This window comes from Streptomyces sp. NPDC002306, from assembly GCF_053593435.1.
The window spans coordinates 179,663-201,068 of the sequence record NZ_JBSFCK010000002.1; the positions used below are offsets into that span (position 1 = coordinate 179,663).

Genomic DNA, 21,406 nt, shown 5'->3' on the forward strand with positions numbered 1-21,406 from the left:
GCCCTGACCCCGGCGCCTGACTTCGGCCCCGCTACTGGCCCCGCTTCCGGCCCGAAACAACGTCGGCCCCCTTCTCCCTTCCGGGAGGAGGGGGCCGTTCGTCTGCTGTCCCCACGGGGAAGGGAGCCACGCGTACGTGAGGCCTTTCGTCCATCGGGCCGCTCGTCCGTGGCGCGGACGGAGCCGGGCAGCCGGGCGGGGCCGTCGGACAGCCGCAGCAGTCGGTGCGCTCAGCCGGCCAGGAGCTGCTTGACGACGGCGGCCACCCGGCCGCCCTCGGCCAGTCCGGCCACCTTCGGGTTCACGATCTTCATGACGGCGCCCATGGCCCGCGGCCCCTCGGCGCCGGCCGCCCTGGCCTCCTGGACCGCCTGGGCGATGATCTGGTTCAGCTCCTCGTCGGACAGCTGCTTGGGCAGGTACGTGGCGAGCAGCTCGCCCTCCGCCTTCTCCCGCGCGGCCGACTCGGCGCGACCACCCTGCTCGAAGGCGTCCGCGGCCTCACGGCGCTTCTTCGCCTCCTTGGTGATCACCTTGAGCACCTCGTCGTCGGAGAGCTCGCGCTTCTCCTTGCCCGCGACCTCCTCCTTGGTGATCGCGGTGAGCGTCAGCCGGAGAGTCGAGGAGCGGAGCTCATCGCGCTCCCTGATCGCGGCGTTGAGGTCTTCCTGCAACTTCGACTTGAGCGTGGTCATGCGTCCGATTGTCGCAGGTGTACGAGGAGGAACGCCCGTTGATTTAAAGGGAGGTCCACAAGGGGGCGGCCGGGTACGGCACACGGACGGGGTCTGACACGATGGTCGTATGCGCGCGCGATACGGAGTACCCCTGGGCATCACGGCGGTCGCGGCCGCCGGACTCGTCTACTCGGCGGGGTTCGAGGCCCGTTCCTTCCGCCTCCGACGAGTGACGGTCCCCGTCCTTCCACCCGGGATGCGTCCCCTGCGCGTGCTCCAGGTCTCCGACATCCACATGGTGGGCGGACAGCGCAAGAAGCAGCGCTGGCTGCGCTCGCTGGCGGGCCTGCGCCCCGACTTCGTGATCAACACGGGCGACAACCTCTCCGACCCGGAGGCCGTCCCGGAGGTCCTGGACGCGCTGGGCCCGCTCATGGACTTCCCGGGCGCGTACGTCTTCGGCTCGAACGACTACTACGGCCCCACGCTGCGCAACCCCGCCCGCTACCTGCTGGAGCGGACCAGCGGCCGCCACGGCCTGAACGGCAACGCGGCCGCCGTGGGAGTGGTCCACAACCCGTGGGAGGACCTGCGCGACGGCTTCGACGGGGCGGGCTGGCTCAACCTGACGAACACCCGCGGCACCCTGAAGGTCGAGGGCGTCTCGATCGAGCTGACCGGCGTGGACGACCCGCACATCAAGCGGGACCGCTACGCGCAGGTGGCCGGCGGCCCGTCGGCCTCCGCCGACTTCTCGATGGGCGTGGTGCACGCCCCGTACCTGAGGGTGCTCGACTCCTACACGGCCGACGGCTACCCGCTGGTCCTGGCCGGCCACACCCACGGCGGCCAGCTGTGCATCCCCTTCTACGGTGCCCTCGTCACCAACTGCGACCTGGACACCGACCGGGTCAAGGGCCTGTCGGCGCACACGGCCGAGGACCGCACGTCCTACCTGCACGTCTCGGCCGGCTGCGGCACCAGCCGCTACACGCCGGTACGGTTCGCGTGCCCGCCGGAGTCGACCCTGCTGACCTTGGTGAGCCGGGACTAGACCCTGGTGGGCCGGGCCGGGCGGGGACGGCTTGGGCGACACTCTCGGGCGGCACCCTCTTGATGGGTGCCGCTCTCCCATGGCTCACCCATGGGTGAAGTCCGAGTCGTCACCCACATGGCGCACCCACATCGCCTGATATGCGGCTTTTACCTACCGTGAGGGCATGACCGCCCCGATACCCAGGGACATCCCCGACCTCCCCGCGATCCCGGGCATGTCCACGCTGCTCCCCTCGCACGTGCCCGCCACGGCGGTCACGAGCCCCACCCACCGTCCACTGGCCGCCGTCTACCGCCTGCTGATCACCGCCACGGCCGCCCTGGGCGTGACGATCGACCTGTTCATCGGCACCCCGGTCCGGGTCCTGAGCCACTTCGCGATCCAGAGCAACATCCTGCTGGCCGTGGTCATGATCCTGGCGGCCCGCAGGGCCTGGCTGGCCCGCCGCCCCCTCCCCGCCACGCTGACGGGCGCCACCCTCCTCTACGTCACCATCGCCGCGCTGGTCCACCACCTGCTCCTGACCGACACGGCGACCCCGTTCTCCCTGACGAGCGCGCCCGACGTGCACACCCGATGGCAGGCACTGGCGAGCCACATCCTGCACACGGTCACCCCGGCCGCCGCACTCCTGGACTGGCTGCTCCTGACCACCCCCGGCCGGCTGCACCTGCGCCAGGCCAGCGCCTGGCTCCTCTACCCCGTGGCCTACCTGGTCTTCTCCCTGGGCCGTGGCGAACTGATCAACCCCGGCACGCCCGGCCGCTACCTCTACCCGTTCCTCGACGTGGACCACCACGGCTACAGGAGCACGCTTGCCAACGCGCTCCTGCTGGGCCTGTCCTTCTACGCCCTGGCCGTCCTCTTCGTGATCATCGACCACGTCCGCCCCAACCCTCGGCGCCACCCCGGCAAAACCGGATTTCGTCTCCGGCCACCGGTGGGCTAAAGTAAACGACGTCGCCGCGACAAGCAGCGACATCGGGGTGTAGCGCAGCTTGGCAGCGCGCTTCGTTCGGGACGAAGAGGTCGTGGGTTCAAATCCCGCCACCCCGACAGCTAGACACCAGGTCAGGGGCCTGATCCGCATAGCGGATCAGGCCCCTGAGTGGTTCCCTGGGCCCGTTGGGAGAAATCTGGGAGAAGATCTTGGAATTCCTCTCCCCAGACGGCACTACCGACGCGCTCTCAGACGCTCCCGCAAGAGGTCGTTGAGCACAGCAACCGGCGACGTCGGGCACATCGCGATCCGAGCATCGAGGGACGCCTCCCACTCGGAGGTGAGGTTCGCCAGCAGCTCCGCACGCATCTCGCGGGTGATGTGCGAGTAGCGCGCCTGCACAGAGCCGTCGATGTGGCCCATACGCTCATCCATCAGCTTCGGCGGGGTGCGGAATCCCTCCATGCGTGTCTTGTGGGTATGTCGCAGCCCATGTGGAGTAAGCCCCTTCGCGATCGATACCCAGCAGGTGTCCGCTCGCGCTGACGCTCCTCTCCCCCGCGCTGGCACACCGGGCCAGGGATCGGCCACTACCGGTACGGGTCGTGCCTCCTGCGGTGCCTTCTTCGGGTACCAGCCGGAGACGGCCGGCGTGAACAGCCATGTGGCGAACCCGTTCCGCCGCCAGTGCTCGGCCTGGTCGATGGCGCCACCACCGCGAGTAAATCCGAGAGCGTCGATGGCTTCCCGAACTCGCTCCCTGGTGGTCTCGGCCACGGCATCGCGCCGGTTGAGAACATTGGAGACGGTGCCGGTGGAGACGCCGGCCCGTCTAGCCACGTCAACCACCTTCGCTCCGGTCTCCCCTGTACGGGACACGCCCTGCCCGCGGAAGACGTACGTGTTGCCGTGGCAGGCGCAGGGCTTCGGCTGCGTACGGGCTACGTGACTGGCCCACAGGCGGCTGAGCCATGCCGGCGCGTCGAGGGTGCGGTAGCTGTCGTCTTTGGGAGGACAGCGCTCGAACTCTCCTGAGTCGAGTTCGTAGAGCTGCCACTCCACGCGCACGACCCCGCGGCGAGCGAACTTCGTCTCCAAGCCCACGATTTCGCCCCATCGCATGCCCGTGTAGCCCTTGGTCACGACAGCAACAAACTCGTCATCGCGCCCGGAGAGCAGAGAGGCGCGCTCCGCACACAGCAGGATGCCGAGGGGGTCAGTGACCACTTTCTCGGGTCCTCGGTCTCGCGAGCGCCCGGCGCGCTTTCCCCTGCCTCGGCGCTTGGTGGCGGGGTTGGCGCTGATGAGTCCGTCGTCCATCGCGTCTTCGAGGACCAGATGAAGAGTGCCGCGCCATGTCTTGACGCTCGAAATGGCGTAGAGCGCCTTCTCCTTCTTCTCCCACGCATCGACGTCCACGCGCTGGATTGAGGCGAGTGGGCGATCCTCGAACTCCGGGAGAAGGTGCTCTTCCAGGTGGCGGCGGTAGTTCTGCATGGTGGACGCGGCTAGATCTTGCGCCGCGTACCAGCGCGAGGCGTACTCACCGAATTTGATCTGTCCGGCCGTTGGGTCCTTCCAGCCGCCCGAACGCACCTTCGCTTCCTCGGCATCAGCGGCTTGCTTGGCTTCACGCTTCGTACGGAAGCGGACAGTGTCACCACTCTCGTCAGCAACTGTGCCGTACTTGCCAGCTGAGATCTTGTAGCGGCCACGCCAGTACGTGCCGCGGTCCTCTGCGAACCCCATGCTCCCTCTCACGACAGAGCGGTGGGTGGAAGCTTGCCGGCTCCCACCCACCGCGATCTTCGGTCTGTCAGGCGGCGCTTCGTGTGCGTCGCGGCCTGCGCGCTCGGAGCTGCACCACAGGCCCACCTGCTTGCGTCTTCGCGCGACGTCGAGGCGTAGGTGTGCTGCCCTCAGCAGGACTGTCCTCGCTGGGGCGCTCCTCAAGGATGTGGAAGATCTCCTTTATGTGATCGTTCGTAAAGCGGTAGCCGCTTCCGCTCCGCATGAAAGGGATGCGCCGGCGTCGAGCCTGCTCTTTGACCCACCACTCAGAGCACCCGAGGGATGCCGCCACATCGGCAGCCGAGTAGCTCTTCGGGAGTCCGAAATCCTTCTGCACCATCACGTCCCCTCACCACACGTCGTCTCTTGCCTTCTGGGGATCCGCAACATCCGCCACGCCGCAACACTGCAGGTCAGCGGCTTGAATCTGTGGCGGATGCCGTTTGTGTTGCGGATAGGTGCCGCCGCGCGGGGCGCGGCGGCACCTATTGGGCGGGCAGTGTCAGCCGACGCTGCGAAGGGTGCGTGTGTCGGATTCCGCGAACATGTGGCGGCTCTCAGAAGGGGTATCCGCCACAAATTCACCCCCGTTGACCTGCGGTGTTGCGGCTGTTGCGGCTGTTGCGGACTTTCCAGGGGGAGGGGGGCAGTAGCGGGCCCACGCGTCGCTGAGATCCTCCGCGTAGTAGCCCTTCGGGGTCGTGCTGCCAACGCGGATTCCCTTGGGCTTGATCGGCTTGTTGTCGGAACGGACGTACTGGCTCAGGAGCTTGGCCATGGCACGGGCGGTGAGGGGCTTGATGTACTGCCCGTCCTCGCTCATGTCGGCCCACGGCGCGTCATCGATCCCGTGGAGGACTTCGAGGATCGCGGCGGTGGGCAGTTTGTCGACTCCGCAGAACACGCGGTCGCGCAGGTCGGTCAGCAACCGCACCCCGAGCGAGGCTTCCTCACCCTCTCCCGCGGCCTTGATGAGCGCGACGCAGGCGGCGCGGGCCCGCTCGGGCCAGTGCCCGCCGGCCGCGTCCGCCACCGCCAGCAGCGGCTCCCACACGTCCGCCGGCCGGTCCGTGACGCCCTCCGGCATCTCCGGCCACGCTTCGGCGATCCGGTCGTGCAGAGGGGCGGCCCAGTCCGCGAGCCGGTCCCGCAGGGCGTGGCCCTGCTTCTCATGGACGCGGCGCCGGTAGGGCTCGCACGTCTCGTTACGCGCCTTCTTCCGCATGCGGATGATGACCGAGCGGGTCAGGATCGTGTCCGGCAGCGAGCCGAGCCCAGCCATGGCGACCGCGCAGAACGACGGCAGGAACGCGGCTTTCTGATCGGACCCGTCCCCGATGCAGCGCAGGGATTTCGCACCGCGCCGGTAACCGGAGTTGAGGAACCCGCGGACTTCCTCGTTCCCGCCCGCTTTGGGCCCGAACACGGTGTCGATCTCATCAAACAGCAGCGTGGGGGTGCCTTCGTCTGCGGAGACGAGCCGGAACAGGGCGTTCGCGGAGGCGTTGACGGTGGTCGCGGAGCGCGGGGTGAGGGTCTCGATGATCTCCAGTGCCCGTGACTTCCCCGAGCCCGGTTCGGGGCTGAGGAAGGCGATACGGGCGGTGCCGTCGAGTGCGTCCATCAGGTGGGCGTGTGCATCCCACAGAGCGACGGCGACATAGGCGTGTTCGGTGGGGAAGACGTTGAACCGGCGGTGGAAGGCTTCCACCTCGTCCAGCAGCGCGGCCCCGTCGATGATTTCGGTCATGCGGCGGCCCTCCTTTCGGACAGGGACGCGGGAGCTCCCGCGCAGGCGGTCTTGTGGTTGGCGTACTCCGCTACGAGAGCGGCCACGTTCGGGACGCCGCAGGCGGTGCCGGTCTGCCCGCAGGTGCAGGCGTATGCGGCTGTGGGGGTGTCGCCGTGCTGTTTCCACCAGCGAGCCCGGTCGTCGTGGGAGCGGTAGAGCGGTGGGGCGTAGATGCGGATACCGGGCCGCTCCGGAGTGGGGTCTTCGCTGCCGTGGTTTTTGCGGGTGTCAGGGAACCGCTTCGGGCGTGAAAGAGCAGTGGGGACGCCTTCGGCGACGCCCTTTCGAGCGCCCACGGCCAGCCGAACCTGGGCCGGTTCGGCGCCATCCAGGCCGGTGTGGGCTGTCTGCTGGCCTTCCAAGGGGGGATGGGGTGGGGTGCTCATGCCGCATCCCGGGGCCGGGCTTTGCGCAGGGAGCTGTCCAGGGCACTGCGGATCGTGGCGCGGCACTCGGCAACGGTGAGTCCGCGCGACTCCCCCACCGCTTGGAAGGCTTCCTCCACCACCTGCCGCGGGAGGTCGCCCCACGCGACAAAGCGCCCCACCTTGAAGGCGGACCTGTTGAGCGTGATGTTGCCCGCCCCCTCCGGCGATCCCAGCACCGCCCGGCACTCCCGCTCCAGAGCCGCGATGGCGGCGCGGCTGCCGCTGATCGTCGGCCACGCGAACGGCGCGGCCGGTTGGGGCGCCGGCGGCGACTCCAGCAGTCGGAGCAGCCACGCGGGCAGCTCTGCGGGCGTGGTGTCGTCGTTGACGGTGTAGGGGCCGGCGGGTGTGGTGCTGCCGGCGGCGACGACGTAGCCACCCCATCCGCGGGTGTCGACCAGCGGTGCGAGACTGCCCGCCGTGTTGCCCAGCCGGGCACTCTCCGGCGCGGCAAAGAACAGATGTTCCCCGCCGCTCGCGGTCCGCGTCCGGTAGGTGGCGGGGACGGGCTGCCCGGTGCGCTCGCAGAGCGCCCCAAAGGTCGCCGCGCCGCTAGGCGCGTCCGCATTGCTGTTGTCCTTTGGCATGTCGAGATCGACGACCAGCAGCCCGGAGGGGCCGGTGGCGATCCCGACGTTGAACGGGCCGCGGGACCAGGTGGCGCGGATGCGGTCCGGGTTGGTCGTGGCCCGCTGCTCCCACTTACGGTGGCCTGCCTCGCAGGCTCCGGTGCGGGTGCAGGCGGCTTCCCCGTGCAGCGCGGGTCGCTTGGTGCCGGGGCGCAGGGGGAAGACGTGCCAACCGCGCTGTGCCGTCGTCAGAGCGGTGTTCAGCAGGGGCGCGTTCATGCGGCGGCGCCTCCGTCTGCCCAGAGGCTGAGGAGGCGGTGGTTGTAGCCGTTGAGGGCGGCGTTGAGGGCGTCCGGGTCGCCGGTGCGCAGCGCGGCCAGGTACGCGACGGTTTCGGGGTTGGGTCCGGGGGGCTCGATGCCGTCCAGGTCGCGGGTGAGGGTGTGCAGCAGGGACCAGGTCAGGTACGGGTCCAGGGCCATGCGGTGTTCGATCAGGGTGAGCGGTGGGCCCACGGTGAGCAGGACCAGGACGGTGCTGCCATCCGGCGCCGGCTCGGTGCGGACCAGGGTCACACGGTCGGCGCCTTCCGGTACTCGCGGCATGTCGGTGCGATCGGTCATGCTGAATGTCTCCAGTTCCTTGAACGGATGCTGGTGAGCAAGGGCGGCCCCGCGACTTTGGCGAGACGGAGGGGCCGCCCTTGGCGTAGCTAGCGGTCCTTGGTGCCGAAGAGCTTGAGGGTGATTCCGCCGACGCCGACGGGTCCGGCGGCGCCGGCGATGACGGTGAAGGTGTGGGCGGCTGCGTCGAGCAGGAAGCACATCGCGGCGACCAGTCCCCAGGTTCCGGCGACGATCGCGCCGGCGATCGCGAACGGGACGACGATCCGGCGCAGCGTGATCGCGTTCTCGTTCACGGCTGCCGGGGTGACGATCACGACCGGCTGTCCGGTCGCGTGTGCGCGGTTCCAGGCGTCGGCGGGGATGTGCGGGGCTATCTGGCCGGGTGGGGTGGGCTGGCTCATTACGGGCCCTCTCGGGGTAGGCCGCGGGCCCGCGCCGAAGGTGGCGCGGGCCCGTGCGGCGGGGTGGTTTTGCTTGTCGCGTGGCTTGTCGTCTCTCTTGTCGTGCGGCTTGTCGCCTTGCTTGTCTTGTCGCTTGTCTTGTCGCTTGTCGCCTCCCAGGTCACAACCCGTTTCCGGGCCTCCAGAGCTCGGAATCCGGGCTGTGGTGGGGCGGACGCGACAAGCGACAAGGGGTCAGGTGTCGGATGCGTGGGAGCGGTGGATGTAGCGGGCTTTGGTGCCCTCCCCGACCCGGACCGCGGTGCCGTCCTGCATCCACGTTTTCAGCCACCCGACGACCGTCTGCCGAGTCGTTCCGTACGCGTCGGTGAGCGCGCGGGCGATCGCGGAGGCTCCGGTGCCCTCGGGGCCGGCGGCGAGCAGTGCGGCGAGCGCGGCCCGCTGCGCAGGACTGTCCTGCTCCTGCTCGCCGCGGAGCGCGGACAGGTTCAGCCCGGCCGGCCAGTCCGGTCCGTCGCCCTGCTCGGGGCTGCGGGGCTCGGGTGCGGTGGCGAACTGTGCGTCGATCTCCTCACGGAAGCGGCGCAGCATTTCGTCCTCGGCCGGGGCCTGTTGCGCTCGCGGGTCGTTCAGCGTGGACAGGCGCAAGGGTCCCGGAGCGTACGGCGACGCGTCGTCCGTATCGCCGGTCTCGGCCCGGTCGCGCATCCATGCGGTGCGGTCGGCGTCCCAGCGCCGGGCGTAGGCGGGCCCGGCAGCCTTCGCGGACACCGCATCGAGCGTCGGGTGCCGGTCGGAGGTGGCGGCGATGATGTCCCGGATTTGGTCCGGGAGGATCCGCCACGCTTTGAACAACGCGGCAGGCGACTCCGGAGTGCCCATGAACCCGGCGCCCTTGTGCGGGGCCTGGTCCACGCGCAGACCGCGGGTGCCGGGGAACATCTTCGACAGGTCCATGCCCTCGGTCTCACCACCCGTCAGGGCGACGCGGACCTTTGCCTCGCGGCGGATCATGAGGTTGCTGAGCACGCTGCCGGTCGCCCCGAGGGCGGTGAGGACGGTGCGCACGCCCATGGCGCGGGCGATCCGGATGACTTCGAGGATCTTTTCCCCGAGCTTGCGGATCTGCCGGTCGGGGCTGGCCAGGATCTCCGCGCCCTCATCGATGACCAGCATGATCTGCGGAATCTTCGCGCTGACCGGCAGCAGATCGGTGTTGGCTTTGGACAGGACGTCCTGGTAGCCCATCTTGCGGTGCTTGGCCACGCGCACGGCCGCATCGAGCATGGTCATGGCTTCCTCGAACGTCCCGGCGAGCCAGTCGATACCGGGCCGCACGGGCTTGCCGTTCTCGCGGATGATCTGGCCGTTCAGCGCGGGCAGCACCCAGGGGAGGCCGGCTGATCCGGCGTTCAGGTCGATCACCCACGTCAGGACGTCCTCGGCGCGGGCGAACCCGGCGAGGATCGCGTGCACCATGTTCGTCTTGCCCGATCCGGTCGGACCGACGATCAGGGCGCACTGCTCGCGCAGGTAGGCGAGGATCTCCTGTGCGTTGGTGCGATACCCCCACGGGATGCCCGTGTGCACGGACAGCGGCCCGTAGTCGGCGGGGTAGGTGCGCTCCTGCTCCAGGACGTTGACCGTGGTCACGTCGATGATGACGCGGCCCTGGTGGATGCCGGGGGACGCGGTGGCGGTGCAGCCGTGCGGCAGGCGTGCGTCCGCGGACAGCCGCGGCGACTCGCCGGCGATCCTGCTCCAGGTGGCGCCGCCGGGCGGGAGTTCGGCGTCGATGGAGAACCCGGTACCGGTGTGCCACATCTCGACACCGACCACGCGCACCGTGATCGAGCACACGCGCTGGATGCGGTCGACCCATTCCGCGGCGATCGCCCGGCGCTCCGCGGACAACTCCGCGGCGATCTGCCGCTGTTCAACCGCGAGTGCCTCCTCTTCCCGCGCCTCCTCATACAGGGCCGCGGAGCGTGCGGCGGCGCCGATGCCGACACCGATGGTGGCCAGCGACCCGAGGGCGGACCAGGTGAGCGGGCCGGTCGTCATGGCCCACGTGGTCCAGCCGGCTCCGACGAGCCAGGACGCGGCACGGGTGGCGAGGGTGCGGCCGGCGTTGCGAACCCGCAGACCCACGACCGTGTGACCGAGGGCGCCGGCAGCGCCCACGGCGAGTGCCCAGCCGGGCGGCATGTGAGTGGCGGCGCCGGTGGTGGCGAGGGCGAAGGCTCCGGTGGTGGCGGACAGGGCGCCGGTCACGGGTCCGTGACCGGCACTCCAGTCCAGCACCGGACCACTGCCCTGCTGCTTCTGCTTGCTTCTGGCGGTGGCGGTGGCGCTCATGTCAGACGTTCCAACCCTTCTCGGCCTCGGGTCCGTTGCGGGGGTCCTCGTGGCGGGCGATGTCCTGTGCGTGGACCTGCCGGAACAGCGGGCCCATGTCCTCCGCGACCGCGACCGCGCTCATGAGGGCGCCGAAGATGTCGCTGAATCCGTCCGCGACTTCCTTCTCCAGCGGAAACTCGCCGTCGGAGCGCTCCGCGAGGATCTTCATCACGTTCGCCACCGACGTGAGCGCGGCGGGGAGTCCCTCGACCATGGCGAGGATCTCCATGGCGTCCTCGGGGTCGTAGGACTGGGCGGCCTGCTCCATCTCGGAAGCGGCCTCCTCGAACTGGAAACCGGACACGTTCTCTCCTTCACTGACAGGGATGTTCGTGCTGGTGGGAACCGTGGTTGCGGGCCGCTGCACGTCGTCGGCGATGCCCTCGGTGCCGTCCTTGGCGGCCTCCGCGTCCGCGGCTGCTTCCTGCTCGCGCAGGGTCTGGCGGGTGTCGTCGTCGCGCTCCGCGCGCTGCTCGCGCGCCGCAGCGACGATCCGCCGGTACAGACGCCGGCCGGGATGGATCAGGGCAGGGATGCCGAACTTGCGGCCCAGCCACGTGGACACCACACCCAGCAGCCCGACCGGCAGCGCCAGCAGCGCCGCCAGCAGCCGGCGGCCCTGGAACCGGGCCGCGGACCTGCGCAAAGCCTGCCGGGCCGCTTTGCGTGCGGGCGCCTTGCGGACGTTCCCGCGGTGCGCGTCGACCGTCGCTCCGGTCCTGGCGTCCCGCTTGGTGCGCTGCTTGGCGATCGCGGCATCGCGTGCGGCGCGTGCCTTGCGGACCGCACCGCCCATCAGGCGCCCGGCCAGGCCCAGGTCCTTGCCCAATCGGTTCTTGGCGGTGGCTTTGGCGTTGCGGCGTGCGTCGGCGACCGCGCGCCGGGCGTTGGTGGTCTGTGTCCGCTGCCCGGCGCGCGAGCCAGCCGCATCCTTCTGTGCAGCCCGCAGAGCCTTGACCTGCCCGACCCGACCCGCCGCGTGCTTGGACAGACCGTGGCCGGTCTTGCCGGGGGTCTTCGTGCCAGTACCGGCGCTGCCATGGCTGCCGGTGGTGCGGCGGTGCTGGCCAGGCACCTTGCCCGACCGGCCACCCGAACCACCAGACCGCGAGCCGGCCGAACGGCTCCCGGAACTCCCGCAAATGCCGGTTCCGGCACTTCGCAGTGCTGCGGCCCGTGCTGCCGACTGGCGGCCGGCGGCGCGGGCTGCGGACCGGCGGGCCTCGCGGCGCGGGTTTGTCTTGCGGGAGCGGGTGGCGGCGACCGTCCCGAGGACGACCATGCCGGTGGCGGCGACGGCCGCGGCGATCGGGCCGCCGGCGAGGGACGCGGCGGCGACCGCGCCGACCGTGCTGTTCGCCCCGGACAGGGCCAGCGGCACGATCGGCCACCCGCCCGGAGTGTGCTCGATTTCCGTCACGTCCTTGCCCGTGGCGGGCTTGGTGTCGGAGGGCGGGGGCGGTGCCGTGGGCGGAGCCGGGGCTACTACCGGCTCGGTGCTGAGTTCCGTCATGCTGAGAGCACTCCTTCAACGGAGTAGGGCCCGGCCAGTTGCTGTGGAAGGTGGGTGGCCGGGCCTGCCAACAGGGCTTATGCAGCGCGCTGTTCATCGGGGCGAGTGAAGATGGCGAACTGTTCCGGGGTGATGAGCCCGGACTCCTGCCATTCCGCAAGCAAGTCGGTCTGTCCCTCGATGCCGTCGCACTTCGCACACAACCGACCAGCCGACCGGCGGCCTTGGCGTTTGCCGGGCGGGCGCACGCCCCACACACAGGCGGTCAGACCCGCGGCCTGCGCTTCGGCTTGCAGTTCACGCAGGGGCTTGGCGGCGTCGGGGTAGAAGAACTCGATCTCATCGAGCTCTCCGGGCTTGGCGAACGCCCCACACAGGCACTCGCCGGACATGTGCAGGTGAACGGTCACCTCGTTGAGTGGCAGCGCGCCCGGCGTGCACAGCAGGTGTTCGGTGTGCTGGTGCGGGAGGGTGCAGCGATATCGGGCCCGGTATTCGCGCATGTGGGCGTCGGTCCAGTGCACGATCGGTGACACCCAGATCAGGGAGCCCTGACGGTCGACTTCTTCGGCGTTGCGGAACCGGCGGTCGGTCTCGGCCCAGCGCATGCCGCTCAGGTAGACAACGTTCCGGGAGCGGCCGTGCCGGCCGATGATCTGCCCCCGCAGGCGCTGTAACGGCTCGTCCTTCAGCCGCCGGTACATCACGGAGTGCCCGGCGGGGCCGGGGAAGCCCTTCCAGACTTGCCGGCCGATGTTCTTGCCCCGGGTGGAGAGCACGTTGCCGAGGACGAGATCCCGGTAGGAGTGCTTGGGGTGCAGTTCGTGCAGGGGCAGGTGCCATGCGGCGGTGACGTCGCGGACGTGCTGGGTGGTCTCCGCGATGCCGGTGCCGGTGTTGACGTGGGCGATCGCGTCGACCCGGTGGCGGAGGAGGTGGTTGACGATGACGGAGTCGTTGCCGCCGGAGAACAACCCGACCGTGGCAACCACCGGAAACGCGGCAAGGACGCGGTCAAGGATCGCGAACGAACGCACAATCGCCTCATCCAAGGTCAGCGCTTCGGGTTCGGACTCGGCTTTCGGTGGCCGGCCCGTGATGCGGTCGGCCATGCCGGGGAACATGTCCCCGGCCGGCTGCCGACGCTTGCTGCGTGAGGTCATAGCGTCACCTCCCGGTCAGCCGGCGATCGCGGCGGGGAAGTCGGCCAGGTGCGGCTCACGGGCCTTGACCCGGCCGCGTGCGGTGCGGGCCGTCGACTCCGACGCCCCCAACCCCACAGCGGCCATCGCCTGCGTCATCCGAGCGGTACTCGGCTGCGTGAAATCCGTCCCGTACAGGGCCCGCACCAACTGATCCACGCGGTTCGGATAGACGACTGGCATGCACAGATCGACGGCCGTCGACCGCGCCTCCACGACGACCGGCTCAGCGGTGACGGGCGTCGAAGTACGCTCGACGCCGACCGGCAGCGCCACCCGCTCCGGCACCACAGGCGGCTCGATGGCCGGGGCTGCGGCCGGTGTGGCGGGCGGGCGATCGACGGTCAGGGTGACGGGCGTCGACGGGGCGTCGATACCTGGTGGCGGGGTGATGACGCCCGTCGATGCGCGGCGGGCAAGGTAGGCGTGAACCTGCCGCATGAGCGCCCCGAACGCCAACAGCGCAGCCACCGGAGGCACCGCGGCAACGACGTAGTCGAGGGCGTTGGCGTTGTTGCCGACCCCGGCCACGTTCAACGCGATGGACGCACCGTCGCCAGCGGTGACCAGGAGGATTGCCCACCAGTCGACCTTGTGGGCAAGGGAGGCACGCAGGATCAACAGTTCCCCGATCACGATGAACAGGTCCACCGTGGCGGGCCATGCCCACGACCGGGCCACCGCGCTCGCCATACCGTGCTGCGCGGCGACTTCCTGCAAGTGCTCGTAGGACAACCAGAACGCCACCGCGGTCAGCACCACCGTGAGCACCGCTGCGATCCCAGTGATGGCGTTGTCCACCGTGACGGGCGTCGACACGCCTTCGACGGGCGTCACCTCGACGTCGACGCGAGCCGGGGCGCTCATGACGCGCCCGCTTCCACTACGGCCGACTCGAAGACGGCGTAGACACGGAAGTCGAGCCCGTAGGCACTCGCGTCGAACCCCAGCGACAACTGGTCACCGATCAGATTGACGCGCATCCGGCCCGGGTCGACGCACAGCGCCTCCCGCCAGAGCTCCACCGCGACCGGACTGTCCAGCTGAACAATCAGCTCCCGCGGCGCGTGGTCGCTGAGCACGATGTACGCGGCCGGAAGGTGCGGGCGCCTGACGGCGAGACCAGCCAGGCACGTGATGGCGGCCGCCTGCGCGGCCAAAGACTCGGCACTCACGCGGCCACCCCCGAGGCGGCCGTGCAGCCCGCGACGCGGCGACGACCGGAACTCCGGCGAGCGCGGCGCACGGCCGGCTGCAACGTGAGCGGGCTGGTCCGCAGCAGCGTCGCCGCGTAAGCAGCGGCCCGTGGATCCGTGACCCGCAACTCCGCGAGAACCTCGCGCGCCACGTCCAACCGCGCCGCCCGCTCCTCCTCGGACTCGTTCACCAGCGGGCCGGCGAACAGCTCCCGATCGATACCGAACGCCAGCTCAGCAAACTCGGCCGCCGTAACGGCCTCATGACCAGCAACGATGCACCTCATGGGTCGTGTCTCCTAGATCGGTACGGCCCAAAGCGCCCCCGGAGTTGCCGCTCCGGGGGCGCGCCGTATCAGATGTATGGGGCAGAGCTACTTCGACTTGCGACCGTGGGTGGCGTCCAGCTCCGCAGCGACATCCCTGCACTTGCCGGACGCGATGCGGTCGTAGACACGTTGGGACTTCTTCACAGCCTTGGGGCTGGTCAGGTCGGTCGACTGCTGCAACTTCTTGCCGAACATGTACGGACTCCTGACGTGGTCGTGGGTGTCTCATCAAGCGGGCAGGGCACCGATCAACAACCAGCGCCCTGCCCGCATGACGAGTGACGGGAAAGCCCGTCACTGTCGTCTCGCGGCTCCGTCTGCGCCTCGCTCCCTTCCGCTTGGCCGGCGCGCGGTCACCGCGCCACTCAGTCGTCACTCGCTGAGTGGATGCGCCCTGGATGCCATGGACTGGGTGCGGCCCAACCACCGGGATCCCTGCTGATCCGATACCTGGGTCTACGCCCGAGGATCAGACCAGCGGCTTAGCCGATGGCACCGATCGATCCGTGAAGACGACGGACTTCTACGTCTCCCCTACCGCTCGAACCGCGTGTAAGCGGGTCCGGCGGGATCCTGCTGCGCAGCGACACAGGGCCGCCTTCAGCCGGCTGTCGCGCTCCGTGTTGCAGTACCTGTTTTACAGGTACTGCAACAGGGTCAGTCAAGTATGTCGTCCGAACCTCTTGGTTTTCCGCCGGGATTTCTTGGCGCACATTCAGAATCGCTGCAGGTCAGGGGAGTTGGTCACCCCACACCTGGAAAAGTTCGGGAGCTCTGGCTACCGTGAGAAGTCCCTAGATGTCCCTGCCGGGGGGTACAGATGCCCAACGAACTTTTACGCTCAGCTCTGTTGGCCCGTGGAATGACTGTCCAAGACCTGGCCAACGTGATCGGCGTCAACCCGAAGACGGTTGAGCGCTGGATCACGCAGGGCAAGGTGCCGTACCAGCGTCATCAGTACGCGACGGCCGTGGCACTCAAGGTCGACGTGACGACGCTGTGGGATGACGACCGCACGATAGACAGCGAAAAGACCCTGACCAAAGCCGAGATCATCGAGGTTTACCCCCATCGGCACACCGTGCCTTCCGGGCTCTGGCGAGAGATCTACGGCAGGGCGGAGAAGCAACTGGACGTGCTTGTCTATGCTGGCCTCTTCCTGTCGGAAGATCCTCTATTTCATGGGTTGCTGAGGGAGAAGGCGCAAGCGGATACCCAGGTGCGGATCCTGCTCGGTGATCCCGACTGCGAGGCGGTTCGGCGCCGTGGGATCGACGAGGGGCACCGAATCATGGATGGCAAGATCCGTAACGCCCTAGTCCACTACGGCCCGCTCTTCGTAACCCACCCGGACATCGATTTTCGGCTGCACGACGCGCCTCTGTACAACTCCATCTACCGGTCTGATGACGAGATGCTGGTCAACACCCATATCTACGGCAGCGGCGCCTACCTGGCACCCGTCCTGCATCTGCGGCGCATGCCCGGCGGCGGCCTGTTCGAGTCGTACGCGAATAGCATCGACCGCACGTGGGAACACGCCCGCAAGATCACAGCGCGGGATGTCGAGAGCATCACGGGAGCCTAACCATGGGACGGATCGACTACCTCCACGACCCCGACGCTCCGCCGGCTAACTCGGTGGTTCCGTCGGTCGTCGCGTTCGTGCAGAACGGCGGGGGGCGGGTGCTGATGATCCAGCGATCCGATAACGGGCGTTGGGCTCTGCCCGGTGGGGGCCACGACCTGGGAGAGTCGATCAGTGACACTGTCGTGCGTGAAGTCTGGGAAGAGACCGGGATCAAGGCGGAAGTCGTCGACGTGTCCGGGCTCTACACGGACCCCGGACACGTGATGCAGTACGACGACGGTGAAGTCCGCCAACAGTTCAGCATCTGCTTTCGCGCACGCCCGGTCGGCGGCGAACTCCACACGAGCGCCGAGACGACCCAGGTCCGCTGGGTCGACCCGGCGGACCTGATGACGCTGGACGTGCACCCCACGATGCGACTCCGTATCGACCACGCCATGGACCGGACGCGCACGGCTCCCTACATCGGCTGACGCTTCGAGGCGGCGACGCGTTCGAGGACGCGGGCCGTGGACGCGTGGATCTCGGGTTCGGCGCGGCGAATGAACGTTCCGATCAGGCTGTCAGGCCCGTACCGTCCGGCGATCTCATTGATCCTGTCGATTGGATTCGTGGGAGCACCGTCCGGCGTCGTGTTCATGTCGCAGTAGCAGAGCGCGTCGTTCAGGTGCTCACTCGCGCGCGGGAACTCGATCTCCAACTCCTGACGCATACCGCGCGCTTCCGCCTCCATCCAGGCGCAGGAGTGGTGGGCGACCAGGTTGATGATCTGCGCGTCAGCGCTTGCCACGTCTCGGAGGTAGCGCCCACCGTCCAGCGGGTGAAAGCCCGTCTTGGCCAGGTCTGGTGCGTACCCGATGTCGTGCAGGACCGCAGCGGCCTCCAGCAGATCTGCGTCTTGGCCAAGGATGAGCGCGATGGTGCGCGCCCGCTCGGCGACCCCAAGGCAGTGCTTCCAGCGCCGTGGCAGCGGCTTGGCGAGCAACGACTCGGCCAGGGGATACGCCCACTCCGTCAGGTCCGCCAAGCTATGACCGCTCCTCTCGAATCGGCACGGCGCGTACGGTCCGCACCTTGCCCTGCCCTCTGCTGGCCAGCACGCCAGCGACCTCCAACTTGTCCAAAGCCTTGCTCACCGTTGGCCGCGAGACCCCGAACCGCTCAGCCAATACAGAAGCACTGAGGAACGCTTCCCCAGCTTCCAACCCATCAGTCGTGATGATGTCCGCGATCTGCTGCTCCAGCGGGCGGCGGTCGACTCGCCCGCCTGCCCGCACGACACGCCACCGTCCGCCTGGCACTGGTTCGGCGACGCCTTCCTGTTGCAGCACGCCAAAGGCACGGAGCGCGACACCGCGCGAGACCATGTAGTCACGCATGAGGTCAGCCGCAGACGGGAGCTCGGACATGCCTGGGTCCGCCTCGATCCGGGCCTTCACTGCATGCGCGATCTTCAGAAAGGTTCCCCGGGGGCTGGACTGCTGTGACACTCGATCCGCCCTTCTGCTCGCACGGTGTCAGTCTCAAGAGTCGCATGCTGGGCACATGCTGCGGAGACAGAAGGAGGCAGGTACAGAGCCTCTGACGTAGGACAGGGGTTCACCGCGAGCGGTGAACCCCTGCTCTTCCGAGCAAACCGGTCACACCCAACGCTCCCCACAGGCAAGATGGCACAGTGGACTATGACTTGACACGTCTCGGCAGCCGAGAGTTCGAGCATCTGAGCCAAGCCTTGGCGATACAGGTTTTGGGACCGGGCGTGCAGGCTTTCGGTGATGGACCCGATGGCGGTCGCGAGGCGGATTTTCGAGGAAAACTCAACTTTCCTCACCCTAGTCCGCACGATCCGTGGGATGGGTACGGTGTTCTCCAAGCCAAGTTCTTGCAACGGCCGCGGGATACTTCAAGAGATACAGCTTGGCTTCTCGGGCAGCTACGGGCAGAGTTGCGGCAATGGGCGAATCCTAAATCGAAGCGATCTAGAACAGGGCTGCCTAGCTACCTACTTTTCTCGACGAATGTTGTACTGTCGGCAGATCCGGAATCCGGCGGAATCGACCTATTCGAACGAACCGCGAAAGAACTAGTGGTCGAACTGGATCTACCAATTAGGGAAGTTCGAGTTTGGCACTACGATCAGGTTTGCCGCTACCTGGATCTATATCCTGGGATTCGACAGACTTACAGCGGGCTGACCACGACGGGTGACGTACTTTTTCGGCTGCGGGAAATCATCGAAGGTACGGCCTCTGAACTTGGAGAGCTCCTCGCCAGCCACAGCAGCAAAGAGTTGGCTACCGACCAATGGGTGAGGTTGGGGCAAGCGGGAGAAGCAGACAACCTGCGCCTTCCGCTTGCTGAACTCGCCATTGATCCTGTCGCCACTTATACATCGCAGGAAGGAACCCAAGAGACCGTTGCCATGATTCGCCACATACTGAGCCATGGCGACACCGTACTGCGGCCAAGTCGCAAGACTGGATCCCCGGCGCACATCGCTGTGATCGGAGGGCCAGGGCAAGGAAAATCAACGGCAGGTCAAATTGTTTGTCAGGCGTATCGAGTTGCCCTACTTAAAGATGCTATTGGTCGAATCGATGTAGAGACTGCAGATATCGTAACCGCTTTTAACGACGAGATGGCGCGGATGGGTTTGGGGTTGCCCGCTTCAAGGCGATGGCCGATCCGCATTAACCTTAGCGAGTATGCAGACAGTGTTTCCAACGGTGAGATTCCCAGCATACTGCGATACGTTTCATCCGAGGTGAGTCGCCGCACTCCAGATGTTTCTCCCAACCAACTGCGCGCTTGGTTGCGAGCTTGGCCCTGGCTTGTGGTTCTGGACGGCTTGGATGAAGTGGCGTCGACTCACGCTCGGGAAGTAGTGATGGAGAGAGTGAATGACTTTCTCTTGGAAGCTGCCTCTGTCGACGCCGACTTGCTGGTTATCGCAACATCGCGGCCGCAAGGTTATCGTGAAGAGTTTTCACCTCGCAAGTACGTGCACATGAGGATCGAGCCTCTCGCAAAGCGGGAGGCCATTACCTATGCAACTCAGCTCACCCGCATGCGCCACCGAGGTGACCCAGACACTGCCGAACGTGTTCTACAGCGGCTAGCAGACGCGGCAGAGGAGCCTCTGACTTCCCGTCTCATGAGCACTCCTCTGCAGGTCACAATCATGGCCATCTTGCTTGAACGCCGTGAGCGCGTACCGCAGCAGCGCTACCGACTTTTCCTCGACTACTATCAAACGATCTACAATCGTGAGGCCAGTAAGCCAGGTGACTTTGCCCGTCTGATTGACGAACACCGCGCAGCGATTAATTACCTTCACGAGCGCGTCGGCCTTTTCTTGCAAGCCAAATCTGAGCACGATGGCGACTCGGATGCGGCGCTTCACCGTGTCGATATTTCTCGAATCGTCGAAGTCTATTTGCACGATGAAGGGTTTAGCTATGCCGAAGCCGCCGCGCTAGCTGAGCGAATTGTGGACACCGCTATGCGCCGGCTAATTCTGCTTGTGCCGCGCAAGCAGGAAAGTGTTGGGTTTGATGTCCGAAGTCTGCAAGAGTTCATGGCCGCACGAGCAATTGTCACGGAAGATCTAACGGAGACCTGTGCATTTCTATCTGCGATTGCCGGCTCCGCACACTGGCGCAATACGTGGCTTCTGGCAGCAGGATACATTTTCAATGAGCGCCCTGCGGTTCGAGACAGGCTGGTTAATCTACTTGATGATATTCAAGTAGCAGATGAACTGAGTTTCTTCCTCAAGCCGGGATCATCGCTAGCGGTGGCTCTCATTTCGGATGACGTCGCAATCAAGGCTCCACGCTTCCTTAGGAATATGACCAAGCAAGCTCTAGAGATTCTTGAAGATCCATTGGATGAGTTCGAGACGTATGACCTCTGCAACGCTCTATGGAATGTAAGCCAGGTAGACGGACCGTCACGCCAAACCATTGAACGCCTTGTTGCCAAAAACGTAGCTGCAGGTGGCCACGTGGCAGTTAATACGCTCTCTACGCTGGGCCCTCAATGGGAGGATGCCACGGGCTCTCTCGCATATCAAGTTCGCAAACTCGTGGAGCAGGCAAGGCGAAGAAGAGAGGATCTAGCCTTGCAGCTAGGATCAAGGATCCTTTGGCCCTCCACTCTGGTCACCGGAATGAATAATGGTTCGATAAAAACCAACTCAAAGTCCTTCTGGGAGGTAGTGCAACCTTATGTCGACTCGTTGGGCAAGGACGATATCGCCGAGCGCTGTCGAGGGCTATTCTCCTTGGATTCGCTTGGATTTCTAAAAACTCCCGAAGGTTGGGAAATTGCGATTAACTATAACATCCGAGGGAAGAGGCGAAATGGCTACCTAACGACTCCTGGTGTGGTTGAGCGTTTGATCTCCGTGGCGAATGCCGTCCCTGTTGAACTCTGGATGGTCAGGTATCAAATCAGGCAGATTTTGCAAGCATTCCAGGAAAGGGCGCCCGTCGATTTCTCGAGGCTCGCTTCGTCGTCAAGCTTCGGTGACTTTATTCACTTTCTGAATCATCGTGCCTCTTACTCGGGCGAGAGTGAGATTTTCTAATGACGCCGCTCTCAAGCTTGACCGGTGCTCGCCTCTGCGTGGGGATCCGTTGGACCTGTAAAACTCAGATGAAGACCTGAGCGAGTGCACTGGTCATGGCTGCCGTGAGGGTGAGTACGGCGGCGAACGTAGTAGCGGCCTTCATGAGGACGGCGGGAGGTGGTCACACAGAGGTCCTGACGCCCAAGTTGTGCTCGCATGAGGTTGATGCCACAGTCGAGATCGCTGGGCAGCCTGTGCTCCATTCTTCGACTTTCCTCCCGTATGGCCGAGTTGAGTCGCTACCGTCCTTCTATGCACTGG

21 protein-coding genes and 1 tRNA gene are annotated in these 21,406 nt (G+C 66.6%); 6 read left to right on the plus strand and 16 right to left on the minus strand.

The genetic code is table 11. The annotated features are described in order from the left end of the window. Nucleotides 1–230: 230 nt before the first annotated feature. Nucleotides 231–695, minus strand: a complete 465-nt coding sequence (locus ACWCQK_RS05190) for a GatB/YqeY domain-containing protein (RefSeq protein ID WP_451152069.1) — start codon at nucleotides 693–695, stop codon at nucleotides 231–233. A 109-nt stretch (nucleotides 696–804) separates the two neighbouring features. On the opposite strand from ACWCQK_RS05190, the gene ACWCQK_RS05195 reads away from it, so the two are divergent. From ACWCQK_RS05195 to ACWCQK_RS05205, 3 genes are all read left to right on the plus strand, one after another. Beyond that, complete coding sequence (locus tag ACWCQK_RS05195; protein WP_451152071.1) at nucleotides 805–1,731, plus strand: metallophosphoesterase; 927 nt, start codon at nucleotides 805–807, stop codon at nucleotides 1,729–1,731. 166 nt (nucleotides 1,732–1,897) lie between these two features. Beyond that, nucleotides 1,898–2,683 carry a Pr6Pr family membrane protein gene (locus ACWCQK_RS05200; RefSeq protein WP_451152073.1) on the plus strand — a complete coding sequence of 262 codons (786 nt, stop codon included), beginning with the start codon at nucleotides 1,898–1,900 and terminating at the stop codon, nucleotides 2,681–2,683. Nucleotides 2,684–2,716: 33 nt separating this feature from the next. Further along, nucleotides 2,717–2,790, plus strand: a tRNA-Pro gene (locus ACWCQK_RS05205). Between the two features lie 118 nt (nucleotides 2,791–2,908). Here the strand turns inward: ACWCQK_RS05205 and ACWCQK_RS05210 are convergent. The 13 genes from ACWCQK_RS05210 to ACWCQK_RS05270 all read right to left on the minus strand — a co-directional run bounded on the left by ACWCQK_RS05210 (nucleotide 2,909) and on the right by ACWCQK_RS05270 (nucleotide 15,116). After that, complete coding sequence (locus ACWCQK_RS05210) at nucleotides 2,909–4,423, minus strand: LacI family DNA-binding transcriptional regulator (protein ID WP_451152075.1); 1,515 nt, start codon at nucleotides 4,421–4,423, stop codon at nucleotides 2,909–2,911. A 544-nt stretch (nucleotides 4,424–4,967) separates the two neighbouring features. Next, on the minus strand, nucleotides 4,968–6,215 hold the full coding sequence (locus ACWCQK_RS05215) for a DUF3631 domain-containing protein (RefSeq protein WP_451152077.1): 1,248 nt from the start codon (nucleotides 6,213–6,215) through the stop codon (nucleotides 4,968–4,970). Further along, the gene (locus ACWCQK_RS05220; RefSeq protein WP_451152079.1) at nucleotides 6,212–6,643 is read right to left on the minus strand and encodes a hypothetical protein; all 432 of its coding nucleotides are present in this window, start codon (nucleotides 6,641–6,643) and stop codon (nucleotides 6,212–6,214) included. Before ACWCQK_RS05220 ends, ACWCQK_RS05215 begins: the two co-directional genes overlap by 4 nt. Then, nucleotides 6,640–7,533 carry a bifunctional DNA primase/polymerase gene (locus tag ACWCQK_RS05225; RefSeq protein ID WP_451152081.1) on the minus strand — a complete coding sequence of 298 codons (894 nt, stop codon included), beginning with the start codon at nucleotides 7,531–7,533 and terminating at the stop codon, nucleotides 6,640–6,642. The genes ACWCQK_RS05220 and ACWCQK_RS05225 overlap by 4 nt, the downstream gene beginning before the upstream one ends. Continuing rightward, entirely contained in the window at nucleotides 7,530–7,877 is a 348-nt protein-coding gene (locus ACWCQK_RS05230) for a hypothetical protein (RefSeq protein ID WP_451152083.1), read from the minus strand. Before ACWCQK_RS05230 ends, ACWCQK_RS05225 begins: the two co-directional genes overlap by 4 nt. A gap of 89 nt (nucleotides 7,878–7,966) precedes the next feature. After that, on the minus strand, nucleotides 7,967–8,281 hold the full coding sequence (locus tag ACWCQK_RS05235) for a hypothetical protein (protein WP_451152085.1): 315 nt from the start codon (nucleotides 8,279–8,281) through the stop codon (nucleotides 7,967–7,969). A gap of 234 nt (nucleotides 8,282–8,515) precedes the next feature. Beyond that, nucleotides 8,516–10,639, minus strand: a complete 2,124-nt coding sequence (locus ACWCQK_RS05240) for a hypothetical protein (RefSeq protein ID WP_451152087.1) — start codon at nucleotides 10,637–10,639, stop codon at nucleotides 8,516–8,518. A gap of 1 nt (nucleotide 10,640) precedes the next feature. Beyond that, nucleotides 10,641–12,194, minus strand: a complete 1,554-nt coding sequence (locus ACWCQK_RS05245; protein ID WP_451152089.1) for a hypothetical protein — start codon at nucleotides 12,192–12,194, stop codon at nucleotides 10,641–10,643. Nucleotides 12,195–12,271: 77 nt separating this feature from the next. Further along, nucleotides 12,272–13,357 carry a phosphoadenosine phosphosulfate reductase domain-containing protein gene (locus ACWCQK_RS05250; protein ID WP_451152091.1) on the minus strand — a complete coding sequence of 362 codons (1,086 nt, stop codon included), beginning with the start codon at nucleotides 13,355–13,357 and terminating at the stop codon, nucleotides 12,272–12,274. 15 nt (nucleotides 13,358–13,372) lie between these two features. Continuing rightward, nucleotides 13,373–14,263, minus strand: a complete 891-nt coding sequence (locus ACWCQK_RS05255) for a DUF2637 domain-containing protein (protein ID WP_451152093.1) — start codon at nucleotides 14,261–14,263, stop codon at nucleotides 13,373–13,375. After that, complete coding sequence (locus tag ACWCQK_RS05260; protein ID WP_451152095.1) at nucleotides 14,260–14,571, minus strand: hypothetical protein; 312 nt, start codon at nucleotides 14,569–14,571, stop codon at nucleotides 14,260–14,262. The genes ACWCQK_RS05255 and ACWCQK_RS05260 overlap by 4 nt, the downstream gene beginning before the upstream one ends. Then, complete coding sequence (locus tag ACWCQK_RS05265) at nucleotides 14,568–14,879, minus strand: hypothetical protein (RefSeq protein ID WP_451152097.1); 312 nt, start codon at nucleotides 14,877–14,879, stop codon at nucleotides 14,568–14,570. Before ACWCQK_RS05265 ends, ACWCQK_RS05260 begins: the two co-directional genes overlap by 4 nt. An 87-nt stretch (nucleotides 14,880–14,966) precedes the next feature. Continuing rightward, entirely contained in the window at nucleotides 14,967–15,116 is a 150-nt protein-coding gene (locus tag ACWCQK_RS05270) for a hypothetical protein (protein WP_451152099.1), read from the minus strand. A 625-nt stretch (nucleotides 15,117–15,741) separates the two neighbouring features. Here ACWCQK_RS05270 and ACWCQK_RS05275 point away from each other — a divergent pair. After that, on the plus strand, nucleotides 15,742–16,509 hold the full coding sequence (locus ACWCQK_RS05275; protein ID WP_451152101.1) for a helix-turn-helix domain-containing protein: 768 nt from the start codon (nucleotides 15,742–15,744) through the stop codon (nucleotides 16,507–16,509). A gap of 2 nt (nucleotides 16,510–16,511) precedes the next feature. Beyond that, nucleotides 16,512–16,985: an NUDIX hydrolase gene (locus ACWCQK_RS05280; RefSeq protein WP_451152103.1), complete on the plus strand. Its 474-nt coding sequence runs from the start codon at nucleotides 16,512–16,514 to the stop codon at nucleotides 16,983–16,985. Here ACWCQK_RS05280 and ACWCQK_RS05285 read toward each other — a convergent pair. Further along, the gene (locus tag ACWCQK_RS05285) at nucleotides 16,973–17,539 is read right to left on the minus strand and encodes an HD domain-containing protein (protein ID WP_451152105.1); all 567 of its coding nucleotides are present in this window, start codon (nucleotides 17,537–17,539) and stop codon (nucleotides 16,973–16,975) included. The two genes, ACWCQK_RS05280 and ACWCQK_RS05285, sit on opposite strands and share 13 nt — an antisense overlap. Before the next feature lies 1 nt (nucleotide 17,540). After that, entirely contained in the window at nucleotides 17,541–18,002 is a 462-nt protein-coding gene (locus ACWCQK_RS05290) for a GntR family transcriptional regulator (protein WP_451152107.1), read from the minus strand. Between the two features lie 185 nt (nucleotides 18,003–18,187). On the opposite strand from ACWCQK_RS05290, the gene ACWCQK_RS05295 reads away from it, so the two are divergent. Continuing rightward, nucleotides 18,188–21,103, plus strand: coding sequence for an NACHT domain-containing protein (locus ACWCQK_RS05295; RefSeq protein WP_451152109.1), 2,916 nt, complete (start codon nucleotides 18,188–18,190; stop codon nucleotides 21,101–21,103). Nucleotides 21,104–21,406: the final 303 nt, after the last annotated feature.